An 18,777-nucleotide genomic window follows, 5' to 3' on the forward strand; every position below is an offset into this window, starting at 1 on the left:
CACCGAGTCCTCGATCAGGCCCTTGATTTCCTTGGCCGCCTGCGCGCTGCGCTGCGCCAGCGAGCGCACTTCGCCCGCCACCACCGCAAAGCCCTTGCCCTGCTCGCCCGCACGCGCCGCTTCCACCGCCGCGTTCAGCGCCAGGATGTTGGTCTGGAACGCGATGCCGTCGATCACCGACACGATCTCGGAGATCTTGCGCGAGCTGGCCGAAATGCCCTGCATCGTGCTGACCACTTCCGACACCGCCGAACCGCCGCGCTCGGCGACGTCCGATGCGCTGGCCGCCAGCTGGTTGGCCTGGCGTGCGTTGTCCGCGTTCTGCTTCACGGTCGAGGCCAGTTCTTCCATCGACGCCGCGGTTTCCTCGAGCGAAGCCGCCTGCTCTTCGGTACGGCTGGACAGGTCCGTGTTGCCCGCCGAGATTTCACGCGAGCCCACGGTGATTTCGTCGACGCCGCGGCGTACGGTCGACACCGTGCGGGTCAGGCTTTCCTGCATGCGCTTGAGCGCCGCGAACAGCTGGCCGATTTCGTTGTGCGAGCGCACTTCGACGCGGCCGGTCAGGTCGCCGGCGGCGATCTTGTCGAAATGCTGGCCGGCTTCAACCAGCGGACGCACGACCAGGCGGCCGAACAGGATGCGCGCCAGGATCATCAAGAGGAGCGCCAGGCCGACGGCAACGCCCACCGCCACCATGGCCAGGTTGAAGTTGGCTTCGGCCTGGTCGATCGTGGCCTGCTGCTGGTCGCCGATGTACTTGCCGAACTGGCCGATCGCTTCGATGAAGGCCGCGCTGCGGGGCGTGCCGTATTCGTTGTTCACCATGTAGAACGTCGAATAGTCTTCGCTGCGCAAGGCTTCCACCATCGTGTCGACGCCGTCGTCGATGTACGAGCGATAGCGGCGCACGAGGTTCATGGACAGTTGGCGGCCGGTGTCGTCTTCCAGCATGTTCTTCTGGAAGTCGGCGAAGCGGCTGCGCACGCCGGTCAGCAGGTCGGTCGCGCCCTTGAGCGCGGCGGCCGCGTCGCGCGCCGAGTTCTCGCCGCTGCCCCAGCCGGATTCCTGCAGGTGGCGCGCGGCCACCATCAGGCTCACGCGGGCGCGCAGCATGTCGCTATTGATGATCTCGACCTGCTTGGCGCGTTCGGTCAGGGCATTGACCTCGCGGATCGACTCGTAATTGCTTTGCAGGAAGTAGGCCGCCAAGCCTCCCACCGCTGCGATCAGCACCGCGAAAAACGCCATGACCCACAGCAGCATCGTGCCGACGCGGGCATCGCGAAGACGCATCTTGCGCTTGACCTTTGGTGCGCGCGCGGCTTTTTTCTTGCCGGCTTTGCCGGGCTTGGCACCGGATTCGAGACTCGCTTCCATTTTTTTCCCCATCCCTCAGGAACTACTCTGACCAAATGAAAAACCACCCTGTGGACACGCCCTGTTACATGGGGCATACACTCAGGGCGACGTACATCGCGGCTCGCGCCGCGATGTTCTCTACTGAACTGCAGGGCTATTTGCCCTGAGGCGCCAGACCGGCCGGTTCGCCCGGTCCAGGTATATAGATGGTTTGCACCTCGGGTTCCATCGCAGGCCGTGCCCAGTCCTGAGTCAGCTCAGGCGCGGGCGCCGGTCCCAGCAACTTTTGGCGTTCCCAGGGTTCCAGCAGAATATTGGTGCTGTCGACAAGCCGCATCAGCCGGCCGTCGGGGCCGAACTGCAGCAGGGCTTCCTTACGGCTGTACAAGCCGTCGGTGACAAAGGTGATCTTGAAGGACCAGAGCGCCAGCAAGGTGCCGTCGCTCTGTTTGAAGCGTTGGGCCGGAGGCGCGGTCAGCGCCCGCGAGGCCTCTTCCAGCGTCGTCTGCCCAGGCGTCAGGGTCGACAGCTTGCTCGGGTCGAAATTATGGCCCGTCGCCGCGCAGCCGGCGAGAATCACCGCAAACGCGGCCGCCGCCAGAAGATGTAGATAACCTCGCATACCCTGCCCATTTGCCAGCATTGCCGGCGTCAGAAAGATTCCCAATCGTCATCCGAAGGCGCTTGCCGCCGGCTGGCGGCCGGCGCGGGCGCCGGTTTCGGTTCGGCCCGTGCGGCGGCCGGCGGACGCGGTGCGGGACGGCGCACTGGACGCGCAGCCGTCGCGCCTTCCGCCGGTTCCGGCTTCGCGCGCGCAGCGTGCGTCAGACGCGCAGCCGGGGCCGCTTTCGGCGCCGGCGCGGCGGCTGGCGGCGCGGCCACGCGCGGCGCCGGGCGATGCTGCTGCGCCAGTTGGCGTGCCGGCACTTCGATGACTTCGCCTGCGTTGATCTTGAACACGGCCACCGCTTCGGCCAGGCGCTGCGCCTGTTCCTGCAGCGAACCGGCCGCGGCTGCAGCCTCTTCCACCAGCGCCGCGTTCTGCTGCGTCACTTCGTCCATCTGCGACACCGCGCGGTTCACCTGGTCGATGCCGCTCGATTGCTCTTCCGACGCCGCCGAGATCTCGCCCATGATGTCCGTCACGCGCTTGACCGACGCCACAATCTCCTGCATCGTCGCGCCCGCGCGCTCAACCTGCTGCGAACCGGCGCCCACCTTGGTCACCGAGTCCTCGATCAGGCCCTTGATTTCCTTGGCCGCCTGCGCGCTGCGCTGCGCCAGCGAGCGCACTTCGCCCGCCACCACCGCAAAGCCCTTGCCCTGCTCGCCCGCGCGCGCCGCTTCCACCGCCGCGTTCAGCGCCAGGATGTTGGTCTGGAACGCGATGCCGTCGATCACCGACACGATCTCGGAGATCTTGCGCGAGCTGGCCGAAATTTCCTGCATCGTATGCACGACTTCCGACACCGCAGAACCGCCGCGCTCGGCCACGTCCGATGCGCTGGCCGCCAGCTGGTTGGCCTGGCGCGCGTTGTCGGCGTTCTGCTTCACGGTCGAGGCCAGTTCTTCCATCGACGCCGCGGTTTCCTCAAGCGAGGCCGCCTGCTGCTCCGTGCGGCTGGACAGGTCGGTGTTGCCCGCGGAGATTTCGCGCGAACCGACATTGATCTCCTCGACGCCGCGGCGCACCGTGGCCACCGTGCGGGTCAGGCTTTCCTGCATGCGCTTGATCGCGCCGAACAGATGGCCGATTTCGTTGGTGCTGCGCACCTCAATGCGGCCGGTGAAATCGCCGCCCGAGATCTTTTCGAAGTGGTCGCCCGCTTCGTGCAGCGGACGCAGCACGGTGCGGCTGATGAACAGCCAGCAGCCCACCGCCAGCACCAGCGCGATGGCCAGCAGCACGATGGTGACGGTGCGCGAGATGTTGTGATCGGTTTCGGCCTGCACGACCAGTTCGTCGGTGCGGGTGTCCACGAACTGCAGCACGTTGTTCACGGCTTCGCGGAACGCGGTGTTGGCGGCGCTGCCGGCGTCGTTCAGGTCCAGGTATTCCTGGATCATCAAGTTGGACAATGCCGCGGCCTGGCGCTTGTAGACGTCGTCGAACTGCTTGTAGGCGACTTCCAGCTTCTGCACGAGGTCTTCGGATCCGGCCATGCGCGGCGCCTTGCGGAACGCGTCCAGCGACTTGGTGCCTTCCTGCATGAGTGCGTCGGCGCGCTTGGCCTGCGACGTGGACTGTTCCGTCTTGCCTTGCTGCATGTCCATCAACGACGTCGCAAGCAGCAGCCGGCCGCGCAGGTACGCGTTGTAGGCGCGATGCAGCTGCGTCGCCTGGTTGGAATAGGCGTCATTGACCCGCTCCAGCTTGTCGTTGCTGGAGTTCAGCCCCATCCACGCCACGCCGTTCGAGATGAACATGGCGCCCGTGAAGAGCAACAGCACCAGAATGATACAGGTGCGAACTTTCAAATTACCGAGCATGAAATATCCGAGCGTTGAGCAACGAAAAACGACACTACCTACCCCGCACGCGACCACGGACGCCCTGGCCTTTCGCCAGCAGCGTCCGCAATTGCGCTACTCTCCGCGGCCCGGGGCCGCGGCTTCAGGCCTGCCGCATTACTTGCGGCTGAACAGGCTGGACCCCTGAATGGTCATGAAAGCCGCCGAAGCCGCCTGCAGCGCCACCTGGCGCAGCGCAAGCTGGCTCGCGCCGGCGTAGTAGTCCAGGTCTTCCAGATCGGACAGCGACTTCGAGTACGACAGGCCCTTCTGCGTGCCGGTGGCGTCCAGCGCCTCCAGCTCGTTCAGGCGCGCGCCGACCGAGGCGGCCACGGTCAGGACGTTGTCGTAGTTCGTCTGGAGCTTCTTGTTCGCCGTGGCCAATTCGTTGTTCAGGCGGGCCAGCGCCTTCTCATCGCCGGCGATGGGCGAATCCAGGACCTTGATCAGGTTGTCCAACGTATTGAACATGTCGACGTCGGCGGACTGGATGCTCTCGACATTGATCACGTCGCCGTTCTGGGGCGTACCCTTGACCACCACGGCGATGCCGCCGAAGTCGATGCTGGAGTCCGGCGTATAGGCCGTGGGACCCGCGGGCGGAGCGGGCGAGATGACCGGCGGCACGGGCGGATTGGCGTTGGGGTCGGTCGTGATGACGCGGTAGCCCATGTTGCCGGTGGCCGGATCCGATTCGAACTGCAGGCTGAAGTTCTTGCCGATGTTGGCGCTGCCCGGGGTGACCGACACGGTGCCGAACTCGGCGGTGCCGCCGTTGGTCGACGCGGCGGTGCTGACGTAGGCCGTCGAACCCGGATTGGCGCGATTGAAGATGTCGCTGCCCAGGTCGCTGGTGGACAACTGGCGCGACTGGTCGACCTGCACCGTGCGTTCGCCGGTAGCGCCGCTGTAGACGATCTTGCCCGTCGCGTCCTGGGCATAGGGCACCACGCCGCCCTGGTAACCGGAGAACAGGTACTGGCCGTTTCCGTCCGTGCTGTTGGCAAGGCCCAGCAGCGCATCGCGGGCGCTCTTGAGCGCGGTGGACAGGGCCTGGCGGTCGCTGTCGGCGAAGGTGCCGTTGCCGGCCTGGACCACGCGGGTGCGCACGTCCTGCAGGGCGGTGGTGACGGAGTCCAGGATGTTGGCTTCCTGGCCCAGGTTGGTCTTTGCCGTGTTGCGGTTCAGGCCGTACGTGTTGTTCATGCTCTGCGTCTGCGCCACGCCGATCGACAGCGACGCCGACAGCGGATCATCCGCCGGGCTCAGGAACTTGCGACCGCTGCCAACCTGCTCGACCAGGCGATTCATGTCGGATTCCTGGGCAAGCACGCCGCTCAGGCCGTTCGTGTACATCATCGTGGTGCTCAGACGCATGGTGCAGCTCCGAAATTCTTTCTAGTAATCACAGTTCAACGTTCTGATCAGCCGCGCAGGCCCAGCAGCGTGTCAAAAATGGTGCTCGCCACATCGATGATGCGGGCGCTGGCCTGATACTGCTCTTGGTACAGCGACAGGCTCACGTATTCTTCGTTCAGGTTGACGCCCGACACCGCCTGCTGGGCAGCCGTGGTCTGCTTGATCAGGTTGACCTGCGCCGTGGCGGCGGTCTTGATCTGTTGCGTCTGCACGCCCACCGTATTCACGACCTGCGCGAACATGTCGTTGATGCTCATGGTCTTGTGACCCAGCAGCTTGCTGCTCTGCAGCTGTGCAAGTGCCAGCGCGTTCTTGCCGTTGGCGTCGCCGCCGTCGGCGTCGGCCGCGGCCACCTTCTCGGGGTCCGTGATCACGACACTGATATCGCGCGCGGCATCGCGCGTCGGCGACAGCGACCACTTGTCGCCCGCCTGGGGCGGCGCATTGATGGTCAGCGTCACGCCCATCTCGGCGTCGAGGTTCAAGGTCGCGTTGGGCGGCGTGCCCGTGGCCGGTCCGTTGTAGACCTGCGTGCCTTCCGGCATGCGCACCACCTGGTAGTTCGCGCCATCAAACGAGATCTCGTAATCCTTGGCGTTTATGTTGGCCACAGTGCCGAATTCACCCGAGATCTGCGCGTTGCTCTTGTTCTGTGTATTGGGAACACCTTTGGGCGATCCGATGGCGAAAAAGTCCTCGCCCGGGTTTCCGCTTTGGTCCAGGCCCTGCTTGTGCTGTTCGTTGAACGACAGCGCCAGGCCCACGGCCATCTGGCCGAGCTGGTTCTGCATGACGTCCAGCGACGACGCACGGAACTGCAGCAGGCCGCCCAGCTTGCCGCCGGTGACGTCCGAGTCCTTCATTTCGACCGCAATGGTCTTGCCCGAACCGGCCGGCAGCGTATAGGCCAGGACAGTGCGACCCGCGTCGGACGACGACGGCACGGCTTGCAGCGGATAGATGGTGTTGCCCGACAGCAGCGACTGGCCACCCTTGGTGAGCGAAATGCTGATCTTGTCGCCCTGCTCGTAGGTCGTGATGCCGATGAGCTGGTTCAGCTCCATCACGGCCTGGTCGCGCTGGTCGAGCAGATCGTTCGGGGGGCTGCCGCCGGCCTTGCCGGCCGCCAGCGAAATCTGCTGGTTCAGGTCGTCGATGCGGCCCAGGTAGCTGTTGACCTGGTCCACCGTCGTGGTGATCTGCGTGTTCAGCCCTTCACGCTGGTTCTGCATTTCCTGGTAGGCCGAGCGGATCTGCGTGGTCAGGCTGTTGGCCTGGCCCAGCAGGTCGGCACGCGCGGCGGGATCCGCCGGCTTGCTGGCCACCGTGTTCATGCTGGTGAAGAAATTGGTCAGGCCCGGGGCGATGCCGACGGTGCGGTCGGAGAACAGGTTGTTGATCTGCGAGACCTGGTCCAATTGCGCCTGCAATTGGGCGCCGCTGCCGTTCGCGCCGACAAGCTGCTTGTACAGGAAGCTGTCGTAGCTGCGTTCGACGGTGTCCACCTGGACGCCGCGGCCGATGTAGCCGTTGGAGGTCGCCTGGGCGCCCGCCGTGGAGGTCATCACGCGCTGGCGGTTGTAGCCCACCGTCGTGGCATTGTTGATGTTGTGGCCGGTGGTGGCCAGGCCTGCCTGCGCCGCGTTCAACCCGCCCAATGCCGTTTTGTACAAATTCATGCTGACATGCCCCGTATGTAACCGCAGCTGTTATCTCTGGATACTCCATTTACGGCAGGAGCTCACCCAAATTTAGAGTCCTTCCAGCAACTGGCGCGAATTTTCCACGCTGGACGCCGAGCCCCGCAGCTGGCCCATGATGCCGATCAGCTTCTGGGCGTACCGCGGGTCGGTCGCGTAGCCGGCGTCCTGGATCCGGCGGGCCGCTTCGACCTCGTTGCGCGCCGTCGTCACGCTTTCGTAGCGCGGGCTGTTGCCGATCAGGCGGGCGTAATCCGCGAACGATTCCTCGTAGGACGCGTAGGCGCGGAAGGGTTGCGTCACCTTTTTTGCCACGCCGTCTTCGTACTCGGTGGTCAGCACGTTGACGACCTTGCCCTTCCAGCTTGGGCCTGCCTTGATGCCGAACAGGTTGTAGCTGGTGCTGCCGTCGTCGTGCTTGATTTCGCGCTTGCCCCAGCCCGATTCCAGAGCGGCCTGGCCCATGATCAGGCGCGCCGGCACGCCGCTCTGCTGCGACGCCAGGTTGGCCGCGCGCGACATCTTCGACACGAAGGCGACCACATGCTCCGGCGCGCCTTCGGCCGCGGCAAGCGCGCGGTCGCTGGCGCGGTTGTTGCGCATCACATTGAGCAACGCGGACACTTCGCGCGAACCACCCGTGCGGAAGTCCAGGTCGCCCCCCTGCCCGATGCTCTTGATCGCGTCGTCCGACATCTCGCCGGGCTTGCCCTGCTGCATCTGCGCCAGGATGGCCTGCGACAGCCCGATGCCCGGCGAGGCCAGGTGCAGCGCAAGCTGCTCGTCCGCCATGGACTGGATCATTTGGCTCTGCTGCGAATCGAACAGCCCTTCCTTGGGCGTGGCCTCGCGCATGCGCTTGAGCATCATCTGCAGGAACAGCGCCTCGAACTGCTTGGCCACCTGCTTCTGCTGCTCGGTGCCCGCGGGATCCTTCTTGACGTCCCGCTTCAGGTCCGACAGGCGGCCCATGTCGAACACCGAATCCTGGCGGGCTCCGCCGCTGGCGGCATCGTTGGTGTACGCCATGGCCGTCAGATGATTTCCAGTTCGGCGCGCAGCGCGCCCGCGCTCTTCATTGCCTGCAGGATCGCCAGCAGGTCCTGGGGCGTGGCGCCCAGGGCGTTCAGGCCCTTGACCACGTCAGCCAGATTGGCGCTGGTGCTGACGCGCTGCAGCGAGCCGTTGTCCTGGCGCACTTCGATCTGGGTATTGGGCACCACCACGGTCTGGCCCTGCGTGAAGGGCGTATCCGGCTGGAACACTTCGTTCTGGCGGTTGATGATGACGGACAGGTTGCCATGCGCCACGGCGGCCTCTTCGATCATGACCGTGCGGTTCATGACGACCGAACCCGTGCGGGCGTTGATGATGACCTTGGCGACCGTGGGCGCGCGCGCGACCTGCAGGTCTTCCATCTGCGACAGGAAGCGGGCTTGCGAGGCCTGTTCCATGGGCGTGCGCACTTGGATGACGCGGCCGTCCAGCGCCGTGGCCGTGCCTTGGCCGAACTTGCGGTTCAGGGCCGTCGCGACGTTCTGCGCGGTGCCGAAGTCGGTGTTGTTCAGTTCGACGTGGACATAGCCGTCGCGCGAGAACGTGGTCGGCACGCCGCGCTCGACGATGGCGCCCGCGCTGATGCGACCGCCGTTCAACTGGTTGATCTGCACGCTGGAGCCGCCCGAGGACGCGCCCGCGCCGCCGACCAGGATGTTGCCCTGGGCGATGGCGTAGACCTGGCTGTCGGCGCCCTTCAGGGGCGTCATCAGCAAGGTGCCGCCGCGCAGGCTCTTGGCGTTGCCCATGGACGACACCACCACGTCGAGCGTCTGTCCGGGCCGGGCGAATGCGGGCAAGGTGGTCGTCACCATGACGGCCGCCACGTTCTTCAACTGCATGTTGCTGCCGGCGGGCACCGTGATGCCCAGCTGGGACAGCATGTTGGTCAGGCTCTGCTGGGTGAACGGCGTCTGGCGCACCTGGTCGCCGCTGCCGTCCAGGCCCACGACCAGGCCGTAGCCGATCAGCTGGTTGCCGCGGACGCCCTGGATGCTGGCAAGATCCTTGATCCGTTCAGCGTGCGCCGTTCCGGCGCCGGCCGCCAGTCCGACGGCGACGCAGACCCGCGCCAACAGGGACATCAAGACGGATATCGGAGTCGGTTGTTTCATGGTTCAGAACGGCGAAGCGATCAGGAAGAAGCGTTGCAGCCAGCCCATGGTCTGGACTTCGTCCATGACGCCCTTGCTGCGGTATTCGATGCGGGCGTCGGCCACCTGGGTGGACGACACGGTATTCGTGCCGGTGATGGAACGCGGATCCACCACGCCCGCGAAGCGCACGTATTCGCTGCCGCGGTTGATGGCGATCTGCTTTTCGCCGGCGACCTGCAGGTTGCCGTTGGACATCACGCCCACCACCGTCGTGGTGATGGTGCCTGTGAAAGCGTTGTTCGCCGTGCTGTCGCCCTTGCCCTGCGAGACGTTGCCGCCCTTGGCATCGGTGTTCAGGTTGGCGTTGGCCCAGCCGTCCATGAACGAAGGCGCCGCCGCGATGCCCAGGGTCGCCGAGCCGGTGCGGTTGGTGTTGGTCGCCACGTTCTTCGAGGCATTGGTGCGCTCGTTCAGGACGATGGTGACGATGTCGCCCACGTTGCGCGGCCGGCGGTCTTCGAACAAAGGATAGTTGCCGTAGGTCGTGGGCTGGTAGATCGAGCCCGTGGGCTGCGCCATCGGCATGGGCGGCGGCGGCGGCGCCGCCGTCGTCGGCCCGGTCACGATGGGCTCGGGCGGGATCATGGCGCAGCCGGCCGCCAGCATAGCCAGGGCCGCAGCAAATACCAGGCGCAGGACAGACATGGGCATCACAGTTGGGTCAGGCGGGCCAGCATTTCGTCCGAGGTCTTGACGGCCTTGCTGTTCATTTCGTAGGCGCGCTGCGTCGTGATCATGTTGACCAGTTCCTCGGCGACGTTCACGTTCGACGTTTCGACGTAGTTCTGCATGATGGAACCCGCGCCGTCCACGCCGGGCTGCAGCAGGTTCGCCGGACCGGAGGAGTCGGTTTCCAGGTACAGGTTCTCGCCGACGCTCTGCAGGCCCGTCGGGTTGATGAAGGTGGCGATCTGCAGCTGGCCGATCTGCACGTTGACGCCGGCGGCGCCCGGTTGCGTCACCGACACCATGCCGTCGTTGCCGATCGTGATGGACAAGGCGTTGTCCGGCACGTTGATGGGCGGCTGGATGACGTAGCCGCTGACCGTGACCAGCTGGCCGTTCTGGTCGCGCTGGAGCGCGCCGTCGCGGGTGTATGCCTGGGTGCCGTCGGGCAGCTCGACCTGCAGGAAGCCGCGGCCGTTGATGGCGACGTCCATCTCGCTGCCGGTGTTGTTCAGGTTGCCGGTCGTGTGGATGCGCTCGGTCGCCGCCACGCGCGCGCCGGTGCCCAGCTGCAGGCCGGACGGCAGCTGCGTGGCGTCGCCCACCTGGGCGCCCGGCTGGCGCAGGGTCTGGTACATCAGGTCCTGGAACACGGCACGGCCGCGCTTGAACCCGTTGGTGGAAACGTTGGCCAAGTTGTTGGAAATCACGTCCATGGAGGTCTGTTGACCTTCCAGGCCCGTCTTGGCAATCCACAGCGAACGCATCATGATGAAGTACTCCAGGTGCCGCGGCCCGGCCGCGAGCGTAATGTTTATTTAAATCAGGCGCTTACGGACAGGATGCCGTTGGCGCGTTCCGCGTTGCGGTCCGACTGCTGAATCACCTGCATCTGCTGCTCGAAGCGGCGGGCGTTTTCGATCATGCCCACCATCGACGCCATGGGATTGGTGTTGCTGCCTTCCAGCACGCCCGACAACAGGCGCAGGCCGGGGTCGGCGGGCAGCGGAGGCGCGGGCTGGCCGTTGACCGGCGCCATGCGGAAGACGCCGTCGTCGCCGTGCACCAGCTGCGTGTTGTCCGGGTTGACCAGCTTGAGCCGGCCCAGGTTCAGGATGTTGTTGGGCGCATCGCCCGCGCCGATGGCGGTGATCGTGCCGTCGGACGTGATGGTCAGCGCGGCTTGGTCGGGCACGTCGATGGGACCGCCCTGGTCCGACAGGACGGGCTGGCCCAGCGATGTTTGCAGCAGGCCGTTGACGCCGACCTGCAGGCCGCCCGCGCGGGTATAGGCTTCGCCCTGGGGCGTCTGCACCGCGATCCAGCCGTTTTCGCTGGACAGCGCCACGTCCAGGTCCCGGCCCGTGGTCTGCATGGTGCCCATCTGGAAGCTGTTGCCCGGCGTGGACGCCACCGTCGAAACACGCGTAGGCAGGCTCACCCCGTCCGTCACCGGAACCGAGCGGTACAGCGCGATCTGCTCGCGGAAGCCCGCCGTGTTCACGTTGGCCATGTTGTTGGAGAGCGCGGCCTGATGCTCGGTGATTCGCGCTGCGCCATTCATGGCGGTGTAGATGATTCGATCCATTGCCTATTCCGTCGGTGTCGTCGCGTGCCTGCCTGGCTTTACTTCAGGTTCATCAGGACTTGCATGATTTCGTCCTGGGTCTTGATGGTCTGCGAGTTGGCCTGGTACGTGCGCTGGGCAATGATCATGTTGACCAGCTCCTTGCTCATGTCGACGTTCGACGACTCCGTGGCCTGGCCGACCACGGTCGACATGCCGTTGGAGCCGGGCTGGCCCAGGATCGGCTGGCCGGAGGCCGCCGTTTCCTTCCAGGCGTTGTTGCCGACCGGCTGCAGGCCCTGCAGGTTGGCGAAGTCGGCCAGCACGATCGTGCCCACGACCTGGGTTTCGCCGTTGGTGTAGCTGGCGACCAGGCTGCCGTCGCCGCTGATGTTGATGCCGCTGAATTCGCCGGAGGTGTAGCCGTCGGGCTTGGCGACCAGCTTGTAGTTGCTGCCGTACTGGGTCGTGCCCGTGTAGTTGACGGCGATGCTCAGCGGGTCGGCCGGCGTGGCGGTGCCGCCGGGCTGGGCGAAGCTCAGCGTGACGGTCGGGGCGCTGGTCAGCGTGCCGGCGTTGTTGAACGTGAACTGCTGGGGATTGCCCCAGACGCCGCCGGCCTCGGTCGTGGGCGCCATGGCCTGGCCGTCCATCGTGTAATACACGTCATACACGCTGGTGCCGCCGACGGCCGGGCGCTTGACGAAGTACTGCATGACCTGGTGCGAGTTGCCCAGCGAGTCGAACACGGTCATGGGCGACGCGTTGGTGTAGGAGTCGGACAGCTTGGGGTCGAAGGGCTTGCCCAGTTCCGTCACGGCGGCCGTGTAGTTCGTGTAGCCGGCCACCTGGGTGATGTCGCCGGTGGCGATCCCGCCCGGGTTCGGGGAGGCGGCGTCGATGGTGATCAGGTTGGGCGCGGCGCCGTAGTCGCCATCGGGCGGCGTCGTCACCCAGGTGAGGTCGCCGGTGGCGTTGCGCGTGAAGGTATAGGTGCCCGTGACGGCGCCACCGCCGGAGGCGGTCAGCGTCACCGAACCGTTGACGGCCGGGGTCGTCACCGTGTCGACCGTGTAGATGACCTTGGCGTTGGCGTCTAGGTTGGCCACGGTGGTGGCGGTGGACGTCGCCTGCGGCGCCACGTTGGCCGTGGGCAGCTGCAGTTCCACCGGGTTCGCGCCGACGGCGCCCGGCGGGTAGCCCGTCATGCGGTAGCCCTGCGCATTGACGATGAAGTTGTTCTTGTCGACCAGGAATTCGCCGTTGCGGGTGTACATGACCGCGCCGCTCTGGTCGGTCACGCGGAACATGCCCTTGGCGCCGTCGATCGCGATGTCGTATTCGCCGCCGCCGCCATTGACGGTGCCGACCGTGAAGCGCTGGCTGATGGCCGCGACCTTCACGCCCAGGCCCACGCGCGAGCTGGCGTACACGTCGGCGAACGACGTGGTGGACGACTTGAAGCCGACCGTGCCGGAGTTGGCGATGTTGTTGCCGATGACGTCCAGGTTCTGCGCAGCGGCGTTCAAGCCGCTCAATCCTTGTCCGAAGCCCATGTTTTCTCTCGCTAATCTTTAAGGGATAAGCCGCCGCCCGTGCGCCGGCATCGATTCAATTCCGCCTGGATCAGGCGCCGATCACCTTGCGCACGTCCAGCATGCTGGTCTGGCCGTCCAGGCCCAGGTCCAGACGCAGGCCGTTGGTGGAGTACGCCACGCTCTTGACCAGGCCGTAGCTCAGCACTTCCGAATTCACCTTCGTGCCCTCGGCGTCGGTGGCCAGGACGGACACGTTGTATGCGCCCGCCTCCAGCGCCACGCCGCTGTCGTTCTTGCCGTCCCATTCCAGGGTGTAGACGCCGGTCTTCTGCTCGCCCAGCTCGATGGTGCGCACCACCGCGCCGTTCGCATCCGAAATGCGGACCTGCACCTTGGTCGCGTCGCCCTGCAGGTCCAGGCCGTAGGGGGTGACCACGCGCTCGGCAGGGTTGTCGCTGTCGACGCCGACCTTGACCTTGGCGCCCGGGATCAGGACGCCCTTGCCGATCATCGACACGGCGTTCATCGACTGGGACACGTCGATCTGGCCGCTGATGGCCAGCATGGTGTTCTTCAGGTTGGTGATGCCTTCCACCGTGGAAATCTGCGCAAGCTGGGAGGTCAGCTCGGCGTTCTGCATCGGGTTCAGCGGATCCTGGTTCTGCAGCTGCGTCACCAGCAGCTTGAGGAACTGGTCCTGCAGGCCCTGCGCCGTGCTGGCGCTGCTGGCGCCGGTCTGCGCCAGGCCCATGGCGGTAGTGCTCGTGTTTGAATCGACGGTGGTCATGGATACGCTCTGGCTGGAAATTAGGATTGACCGATGGTCAGCGTCTTCTGCATCAGCGCCTTGGCGGTGTTGAGCACCTCGACGTTGGCCTGATAGGACCGCGATGCCGCGATCATGTTGACCGTTTCGGCCACCGGATCGACGTTGGGCATGCTGACGTAGCCCTGCGCGTCGGCCATGGGGTGCTTGGGGTCGTACACCTGCTTGAGCGGCGACTGGTCCTGCACCACGCCGGCGACGCGCACGCCGCCGATCTCTTCGCCCAGCACCTGCCCCGGCGCGGGGTTGACCTGGAACACGACCTGACGGGCGCGATAGGCCTGGCCGTCCGGCCCCACCACGCTGTCGGCGTTGGCCATGTTGCTGGCCGCCACGTTCATGCGCTGCGATTGCGCGCTGAGTGCCGAACCGGCGATATCGAAAATGCTCAACAAGGACATTGCCTGTCGCTCCCTTTAAGGATCAATCCTGAATAGCGGTCTGCATGGTCCGGATGCGGCCGGAGATCATCTGCATCGTGCTTTGGTAATGCAGGGTGTTGTCGGCGAATTGCACGCGCTCGATGTCCATGTCCACCGTGTTGCCGTCCAGGCTGGGCTGGTAAGGCAGGCGGTACAGCAGTTCGGTCGGACCCTGCGACACGGCCTTGGCCGGGATGTGGCGGGCCGACGTCAGCGTCAGCGACGTGTCCGGCAGGCGCTTGGTGCCTTCCATGGCGTTCTGCATCGCCGTCTGGAAGTCGAAGTCGCGCGCCTTGTAATTGGGCGTGTCGGCGTTGGCGATGTTCGACGACAGCACTTCCTGGCGCTGCGCGCGCAGGGACAATGCTTGCTGGTAGAACCGGAAATCTTCGTTGAGCCTGTCGAGCATCGTGGCGCCTTGGTGCGTTGCAATTCAAAAAAACCAGGGATTCCGGGCACACCGTTATCCCATTGGATGACGGCATGATAGGGGCCGGGGCCGGAACACAATCAGCCAAATAACCCGTCATTTCTCATCCAATTCGCGTATTGCCGAACGCCGCCCGCTCCTACAATTCATCCATCATGAAAATCTTCGCAAGACCTCTTCGCGCGCGCGCAGCCTGCCTGGCCGCCCTCCTGCTGGCCCTGGCGGCCGGGGCGCGGGCGCAGGAAGCGGCCACCCAGGCCCCCGAAGCGATCATCATTGCGGCGCAGACCTATTTGCAGGAACAACTGGCCGCCCTGCCCGGCGACGCGTCCATCGCGATCGACCCGCCGCGCACCGACCGCCTGGCGCCCTGCGATGCCATGTCCCCGTTTCTACCGTCCGGCATGAAGCTGCGTTCCCGCATGACGGTGGGCGTGCGCTGCAATGCGCCCAAGCCCTGGACCGCCTACGTGCAGGCCACGGTAAGCGTCGCCGGCCACTATTACGTCGCCGCGCGCATGATCTCGGCCGGCCAGGCCCTGAACCCGGCGGACCTGGCGCCCCGGGAAGGAGACCTGGTCGCCCTGCCCCCGGGCGCCATCACCGATCCGCAGGCCGTGGCGGGCATGACCGCGGCGTTCCGGATCAATGCCGGCCAGGCGATCCGAAGCTCGTCCCTGCGCAACGCGCAGTCGGTCGTGCGCGGTTCCAACGTCCGGATCAACGCCCGGGGCAACGGCTTCATGGTCAGCAGCGAAGGCCAGGCCATGGATAATGCGGCGCCCGGCGCCGTCGTCCAGGTCCGCACCGCAGGCGGACAGGTGGTCAGCGGGATCGTTCGAAACGCCACCCTGGTGGAAATACAGCTCTAGATAATGTTACAAATCGCGTTGCGTCGGCGGGTTTCATACCCTAAAGTTCCTTCGGCCCTTGTCGTTACAGAGACATAAGTAGGCGGATCCGTCGCAAACCGACCCAGGACGCCCTGCGGAGAAAACCTTGAAAATCAATTCGACCACCAACCGGCCCCTGTCGGCCGACGCCGTCGGTACGCGCACCGAGTCCGCGCTCAGCCAGGCTTATGGCGCCAGCAACGCCAGCGGCTCGAGCAGCTCGCAAGTGGCGCTGAGCTCGGCATCGCGCAAGATGCTGGCCCTGCAGGACGGCTCGAACGACATCAATGTCGAGCGCGTCGCCGCCATTCGCGCCGCCATCGCCTCCGGGCAGCTCAAGATCGACACCGGCCGCATCGCCGACAGCCTGATCGCCAGCGCCCGCGACCTGCTGAAGTAGCCCTATTCACCCGCATCAGAGCAGCCTGTCATGAGCCTCGTCGAATCCCTGCAATCCTGCATGAAGCAGGAAGATGTCCTGATCACCGAGTTCTCCACCATCCTGGAGGAAGAAACCGAGGTTCTGGTCGGACAGGGAAGCGTCGAGGCGCTGCATGAAATCACCGAGCGCAAGCGCGGCGTCGCCCAGCAGCTGGTCGACCTGAGCCAGATGCGCGACAACCTGCTCACGGAAATCGGCCTGCCCGCGGGCCATGCCGGCACCGAGCAGGCCACGGTGCAATACCCGCAACTGTCCGGCGTCTGGCAGGCGCTGCTGACCAAATCCGCATCCGCCAACGAAATCAACATGCGCAACGGCGCGCTGATCGACGTGCACCTGCGCTACACCCAGCAATCGCTGGATGCCCTGCGCAATGTCGGCGTCGGCAGCGCCTCGACCTACACCGCGCGCGGCCGCGGCGCCAGCGCCGCGCCCGGGCGCAAGCCGAGCGTCGCGGGCTGATCGTCCCGCACAAGAAAAAGGCGGCGTGCATATGGCACGCCGCCTTTTTTTATTCCCGCGGGAACCGCCCCATCACGCGCCGCCGGTCATCTCCAGCATGGCGAACATCTTCAGCAAGGCCACGGGCAGCATCCGTCCCGACAGCTTGCGCTCGGCGCCCACGATGCCCGACAACGGACCGCGCGCGACGTCCGCCGCCGGCGAGTGCGCCAGCTGCCAGCAGGCCGCGCCCAGCTGCCCGGCCATCAGGGATTGGCGCGCCAGCGTATGCGCGCCGTCCACCGCCGGCAAGGCCTGCCAGGCATTTGCCATGTAGCGGAAGGCGGCCTTGGCCTCGTCCTGCAGGACCAGCCAGCGTGCGATCGCCGCCGCGTCGGCCTGCCCGGCGGACAGGTTAGTGGCGCCGAACAATTGCCCGGCGACTTCGCCGCTGACGGTATCGATCAAGCGCGCGCAGATCAGGCGGAAGGCGGCGCCCTGCCCCTTGCCGGGCAAGACGATCTCGGTGCCGGACGCCCACAGCGCCAGCGGCACCGTCTTGCCGTCCCGCACGAGGCGCAGGCCCGGCATGTCGCCCGGCTGGCCCACCGGCAGATAGCCCACGCTTTTGCCGACGGCGTTCAGATTGGTGGGACATTCGTCCTGGATCACGCGCAGGCCGCCCGGGCAGCGCGCCACCCAGGACACGCCCTGATCGCTGAAGGATTGCCACAGGGCGACGGTGCCCGCTTCCAGCATGTGGACCAGCGGCAGCGCCTGCAGCCGCTCGCCCAGCCAGCTCACACGCGCCTGCAGCGCCTGGACCGGATCGGGCTGGGCCGGCGCGGCGGGCGCGAACGAACTGAGCATGCCGTGCGGCAGCACCAGCTGCTGGGCCGGCGCGGCCAGCGCGGCGCCGCGGTCGCTCATCAGGAGCGCGCCCAGCAGCGTGCCGCCCGGCAGGGCCTCGCCCTTCATGGCCGTCTTGCCATGCATGACGAGCAGGTTCTTGCCGCAGGCCGCGGAGAACTCGCGGCGCGCCATGGCCAGCGGGTCCTCGCCCAGCGCGGCCAGGCTGGAACCCGCGCCGTCGCTGACATACTCGCGCCAAGCGGTGCGCGCCTGCAGGCAGGCCGCGTCGTTGTCCAGCCAAGCGATGGTTTCGTCCAGGCTCTGGGCCGCGGCAATCGCGCCCTGGCCGCCGTGATGCGGCAGGATGGCCGAGGCCAGCAGCTGCCGCCGGCGCGCCGGATCCACGGCGTCGGTTTCGCGCGACGGAGGCACCAGCGACGCCAGGTCGGCCTCGCTGGGCGTGTACAGGGCGCGGGCGCGCTCGACCATCGAGAACGCGCGGTCGATCAGCACGTCCGCGCGCGCCAGCTCCATGTGCTCGGGCACCTTCTGCCCGACCGACATGTAGTGGATCGGCAAGCGGTGGCGTATGGCCGTGTCCAGGGCGGCGCCCAGGCGGGTGGCCTCGTCCAGCTTGGTGATGATGCAGCCGGCCACGTCCTCGCCCACGCCGTTGCGGTAGGCGTGCGCCACCTCGTCCAGCGTGTCGCCCTGGCTGGCGGCGTTCAGCACCAGCAGCCGGCGCACGGGCTTGCCCGCGCTGGTCAGCATCGCCGCCTGCTCCGCCACCAGGCGGTCGCGCTGGCTGATGCCGGTGGTGTCGATCAGCACGATCTTGCGGTTGCCCAGTTCGGCCAGGATGCGGCGCAGTTCGCCGGCATCGCGCACCGAATGCGCAGGCACGCCCATCAGGCGGCCGTAGATCTGCAACTGTTCCAGCGCCCCGATCCGGAACAGGTCGGTGGTCAGCATGGCGACCTGTTCACGCCCTTCGCGGGCCACGCAGCGGGCCGCGAGCTTGGCCAGCGTGGTGGTCTTGCCCACGCCGGTGGGGCCGACCAGGGCATAGACGCCGCCGGCCAGGAATTCATCTTCGGAGCGCACCACGGGCAGATGGGTCACCAGTTCATTGCGCGCCCAGCTCAGCGCGGCCTCGGGGCTCATCCCCTGCGGCAGGCGCTCGACCAGGGTGCGCACCAGCTTCGTGCTGAACCCGGCGTCCAGCAGGCTGCGGAACAGCGCCGCGCCCGCCGGTTCGCGGCCGGGCCCCTGGCGACCGCCCCAGAGCAGTCCGTCCATGCGGCTTTCCAGGGCGCCGCGCAGCGCGCTGATCGCATCCTGCAATCCGGCCGCCGTGTCGGCGGGCAGGCCCGCGGACGGCGGGGCCTGGAACTGGCGCACGGGCGCATCGGGCATGCGCGCCATGGAAGGCGCGGCGGGCGGCATCGGAGCGGCGGGTGGCTGCCCTGCTGGCGGCGCCGGCGGCATGTAGGCC

At 66.4% G+C, this 18,777-nt stretch carries 18 protein-coding genes; 3 read left to right on the forward strand and 15 right to left on the reverse strand.

Going from position 1 to position 18,777, the window contains the following annotated elements; genetic code table 11:
• From ABE485_RS29595 to flgB, 14 genes are all read right to left on the reverse strand, one after another.
• The coding region (locus ABE485_RS29595; RefSeq protein WP_346518823.1) for a methyl-accepting chemotaxis protein at positions 1 to 1,380 on the reverse strand (1,380 nt) is incomplete at its 3' end.
• Between the two features lie 136 nt (positions 1,381 to 1,516).
• Entirely contained in the window at positions 1,517 to 1,984 is a 468-nt protein-coding gene (locus tag ABE485_RS29600; RefSeq protein WP_346518840.1) for a hypothetical protein, read from the reverse strand.
• Between the two features lie 29 nt (positions 1,985 to 2,013).
• Positions 2,014 to 3,852: a methyl-accepting chemotaxis protein gene (locus ABE485_RS29605; protein WP_346518824.1), complete on the reverse strand. Its 1,839-nt coding sequence runs from the start codon at positions 3,850 to 3,852 to the stop codon at positions 2,014 to 2,016.
• Between the two features lie 138 nt (positions 3,853 to 3,990).
• On the reverse strand, positions 3,991 to 5,250 hold the full coding sequence (gene flgL, locus ABE485_RS29610) for a flagellar hook-associated protein FlgL (protein WP_346518825.1): 1,260 nt from the start codon (positions 5,248 to 5,250) through the stop codon (positions 3,991 to 3,993).
• Between the two features lie 47 nt (positions 5,251 to 5,297).
• On the reverse strand, positions 5,298 to 6,971 hold the full coding sequence (gene flgK / locus ABE485_RS29615; RefSeq protein WP_346518826.1) for a flagellar hook-associated protein FlgK: 1,674 nt from the start codon (positions 6,969 to 6,971) through the stop codon (positions 5,298 to 5,300).
• A 72-nt stretch (positions 6,972 to 7,043) separates the two neighbouring features.
• Positions 7,044 to 8,021, reverse strand: a complete 978-nt coding sequence (gene flgJ / locus ABE485_RS29620; RefSeq protein ID WP_346518827.1) for a flagellar assembly peptidoglycan hydrolase FlgJ — start codon at positions 8,019 to 8,021, stop codon at positions 7,044 to 7,046.
• 5 nt (positions 8,022 to 8,026) lie between these two features.
• Positions 8,027 to 9,163, reverse strand: a complete 1,137-nt coding sequence (locus ABE485_RS29625) for a flagellar basal body P-ring protein FlgI (RefSeq protein WP_346518828.1) — start codon at positions 9,161 to 9,163, stop codon at positions 8,027 to 8,029.
• A gap of 3 nt (positions 9,164 to 9,166) precedes the next feature.
• A complete protein-coding gene (locus ABE485_RS29630; RefSeq protein WP_346518829.1) occupies positions 9,167 to 9,856 on the reverse strand; it encodes a flagellar basal body L-ring protein FlgH in 690 nt (229 codons plus the stop codon).
• Positions 9,856 to 10,641, reverse strand: coding sequence for a flagellar basal-body rod protein FlgG (gene flgG / locus ABE485_RS29635; RefSeq protein ID WP_346518830.1), 786 nt, complete (start codon positions 10,639 to 10,641; stop codon positions 9,856 to 9,858). Before flgG ends, ABE485_RS29630 begins: the two co-directional genes overlap by 1 nt.
• 53 nt (positions 10,642 to 10,694) lie before the next feature.
• Positions 10,695 to 11,459, reverse strand: coding sequence for a flagellar basal body rod protein FlgF (locus tag ABE485_RS29640; protein ID WP_346518831.1), 765 nt, complete (start codon positions 11,457 to 11,459; stop codon positions 10,695 to 10,697).
• 38 nt (positions 11,460 to 11,497) lie between these two features.
• Positions 11,498 to 12,994, reverse strand: a complete 1,497-nt coding sequence (locus tag ABE485_RS29645; protein ID WP_346518832.1) for a flagellar hook-basal body complex protein — start codon at positions 12,992 to 12,994, stop codon at positions 11,498 to 11,500.
• Between the two features lie 70 nt (positions 12,995 to 13,064).
• Complete coding sequence (locus ABE485_RS29650) at positions 13,065 to 13,763, reverse strand: flagellar hook capping FlgD N-terminal domain-containing protein (RefSeq protein ID WP_346518833.1); 699 nt, start codon at positions 13,761 to 13,763, stop codon at positions 13,065 to 13,067.
• A 20-nt stretch (positions 13,764 to 13,783) separates the two neighbouring features.
• Positions 13,784 to 14,203, reverse strand: coding sequence for a flagellar basal body rod protein FlgC (gene flgC, locus ABE485_RS29655; RefSeq protein WP_346518834.1), 420 nt, complete (start codon positions 14,201 to 14,203; stop codon positions 13,784 to 13,786).
• A 22-nt stretch (positions 14,204 to 14,225) separates the two neighbouring features.
• A complete protein-coding gene (flgB, locus tag ABE485_RS29660) occupies positions 14,226 to 14,633 on the reverse strand; it encodes a flagellar basal body rod protein FlgB (RefSeq protein ID WP_346518835.1) in 408 nt (135 codons plus the stop codon).
• A 176-nt stretch (positions 14,634 to 14,809) separates the two neighbouring features.
• Here flgB and flgA point away from each other — a divergent pair, with 176 nt between their 5' ends.
• The 3 genes from flgA to ABE485_RS29675 all read left to right on the forward strand — a co-directional run bounded on the left by flgA (position 14,810) and on the right by ABE485_RS29675 (position 16,451).
• A complete protein-coding gene (gene flgA, locus ABE485_RS29665) occupies positions 14,810 to 15,526 on the forward strand; it encodes a flagellar basal body P-ring formation chaperone FlgA (protein ID WP_346518836.1) in 717 nt (238 codons plus the stop codon).
• 127 nt (positions 15,527 to 15,653) lie between these two features.
• The gene (gene flgM / locus ABE485_RS29670) at positions 15,654 to 15,947 is read left to right on the forward strand and encodes a flagellar biosynthesis anti-sigma factor FlgM (protein ID WP_346518837.1); all 294 of its coding nucleotides are present in this window, start codon (positions 15,654 to 15,656) and stop codon (positions 15,945 to 15,947) included.
• Positions 15,948 to 15,977: 30 nt separating this feature from the next.
• Entirely contained in the window at positions 15,978 to 16,451 is a 474-nt protein-coding gene (locus tag ABE485_RS29675) for a flagella synthesis protein FlgN (protein ID WP_346518838.1), read from the forward strand.
• A gap of 72 nt (positions 16,452 to 16,523) precedes the next feature.
• Here the strand turns inward: ABE485_RS29675 and flhF are convergent.
• Positions 16,524 to 18,777 (reverse strand): flagellar biosynthesis protein FlhF (gene flhF / locus ABE485_RS29680; RefSeq protein ID WP_346518839.1); only part of this gene is annotated, 2,254 nt, incomplete at its 5' end.

Origin of the sequence: Achromobacter spanius (genome assembly GCF_039673305.1) — a bacterium.
GTDB classification, from domain to species: domain Bacteria; phylum Pseudomonadota; class Gammaproteobacteria; order Burkholderiales; family Burkholderiaceae_B; genus Achromobacter; species Achromobacter spanius_F.

Coding starts and splice junctions, on each gene's coding strand:
- ABE485_RS29600 (WP_346518840.1), bottom strand. CDS start 1,984: ATGCGAGGTTATCTACATCTTCTGGCGGCGGCCGCGTTTGCGGTGATT.
- ABE485_RS29605 (WP_346518824.1), bottom strand. CDS start 3,852: ATGCTCGGTAATTTGAAAGTTCGCACCTGTATCATTCTGGTGCTGTTG.
- flgL (WP_346518825.1), bottom strand. CDS start 5,250: ATGCGTCTGAGCACCACGATGATGTACACGAACGGCCTGAGCGGCGTG.
- flgK (WP_346518826.1), bottom strand. CDS start 6,971: ATGAATTTGTACAAAACGGCATTGGGCGGGTTGAACGCGGCGCAGGCA.
- flgJ (WP_346518827.1), bottom strand. CDS start 8,021: ATGGCGTACACCAACGATGCCGCCAGCGGCGGAGCCCGCCAGGATTCG.
- ABE485_RS29625 (WP_346518828.1), bottom strand. CDS start 9,163: ATGAAACAACCGACTCCGATATCCGTCTTGATGTCCCTGTTGGCGCGG.
- ABE485_RS29630 (WP_346518829.1), bottom strand. CDS start 9,856: ATGCCCATGTCTGTCCTGCGCCTGGTATTTGCTGCGGCCCTGGCTATG.
- flgG (WP_346518830.1), bottom strand. CDS start 10,641: ATGATGCGTTCGCTGTGGATTGCCAAGACGGGCCTGGAAGGTCAACAG.
- ABE485_RS29640 (WP_346518831.1), bottom strand. CDS start 11,459: ATGGATCGAATCATCTACACCGCCATGAATGGCGCAGCGCGAATCACC.
- ABE485_RS29645 (WP_346518832.1), bottom strand. CDS start 12,994: ATGGGCTTCGGACAAGGATTGAGCGGCTTGAACGCCGCTGCGCAGAAC.
- ABE485_RS29650 (WP_346518833.1), bottom strand. CDS start 13,763: ATGACCACCGTCGATTCAAACACGAGCACTACCGCCATGGGCCTGGCG.
- flgC (WP_346518834.1), bottom strand. CDS start 14,203: ATGTCCTTGTTGAGCATTTTCGATATCGCCGGTTCGGCACTCAGCGCG.
- flgB (WP_346518835.1), bottom strand. CDS start 14,633: ATGCTCGACAGGCTCAACGAAGATTTCCGGTTCTACCAGCAAGCATTG.
- flgA (WP_346518836.1), top strand. CDS start 14,810: ATGAAAATCTTCGCAAGACCTCTTCGCGCGCGCGCAGCCTGCCTGGCC.
- ABE485_RS29675 (WP_346518838.1), top strand. CDS start 15,978: ATGAGCCTCGTCGAATCCCTGCAATCCTGCATGAAGCAGGAAGATGTC.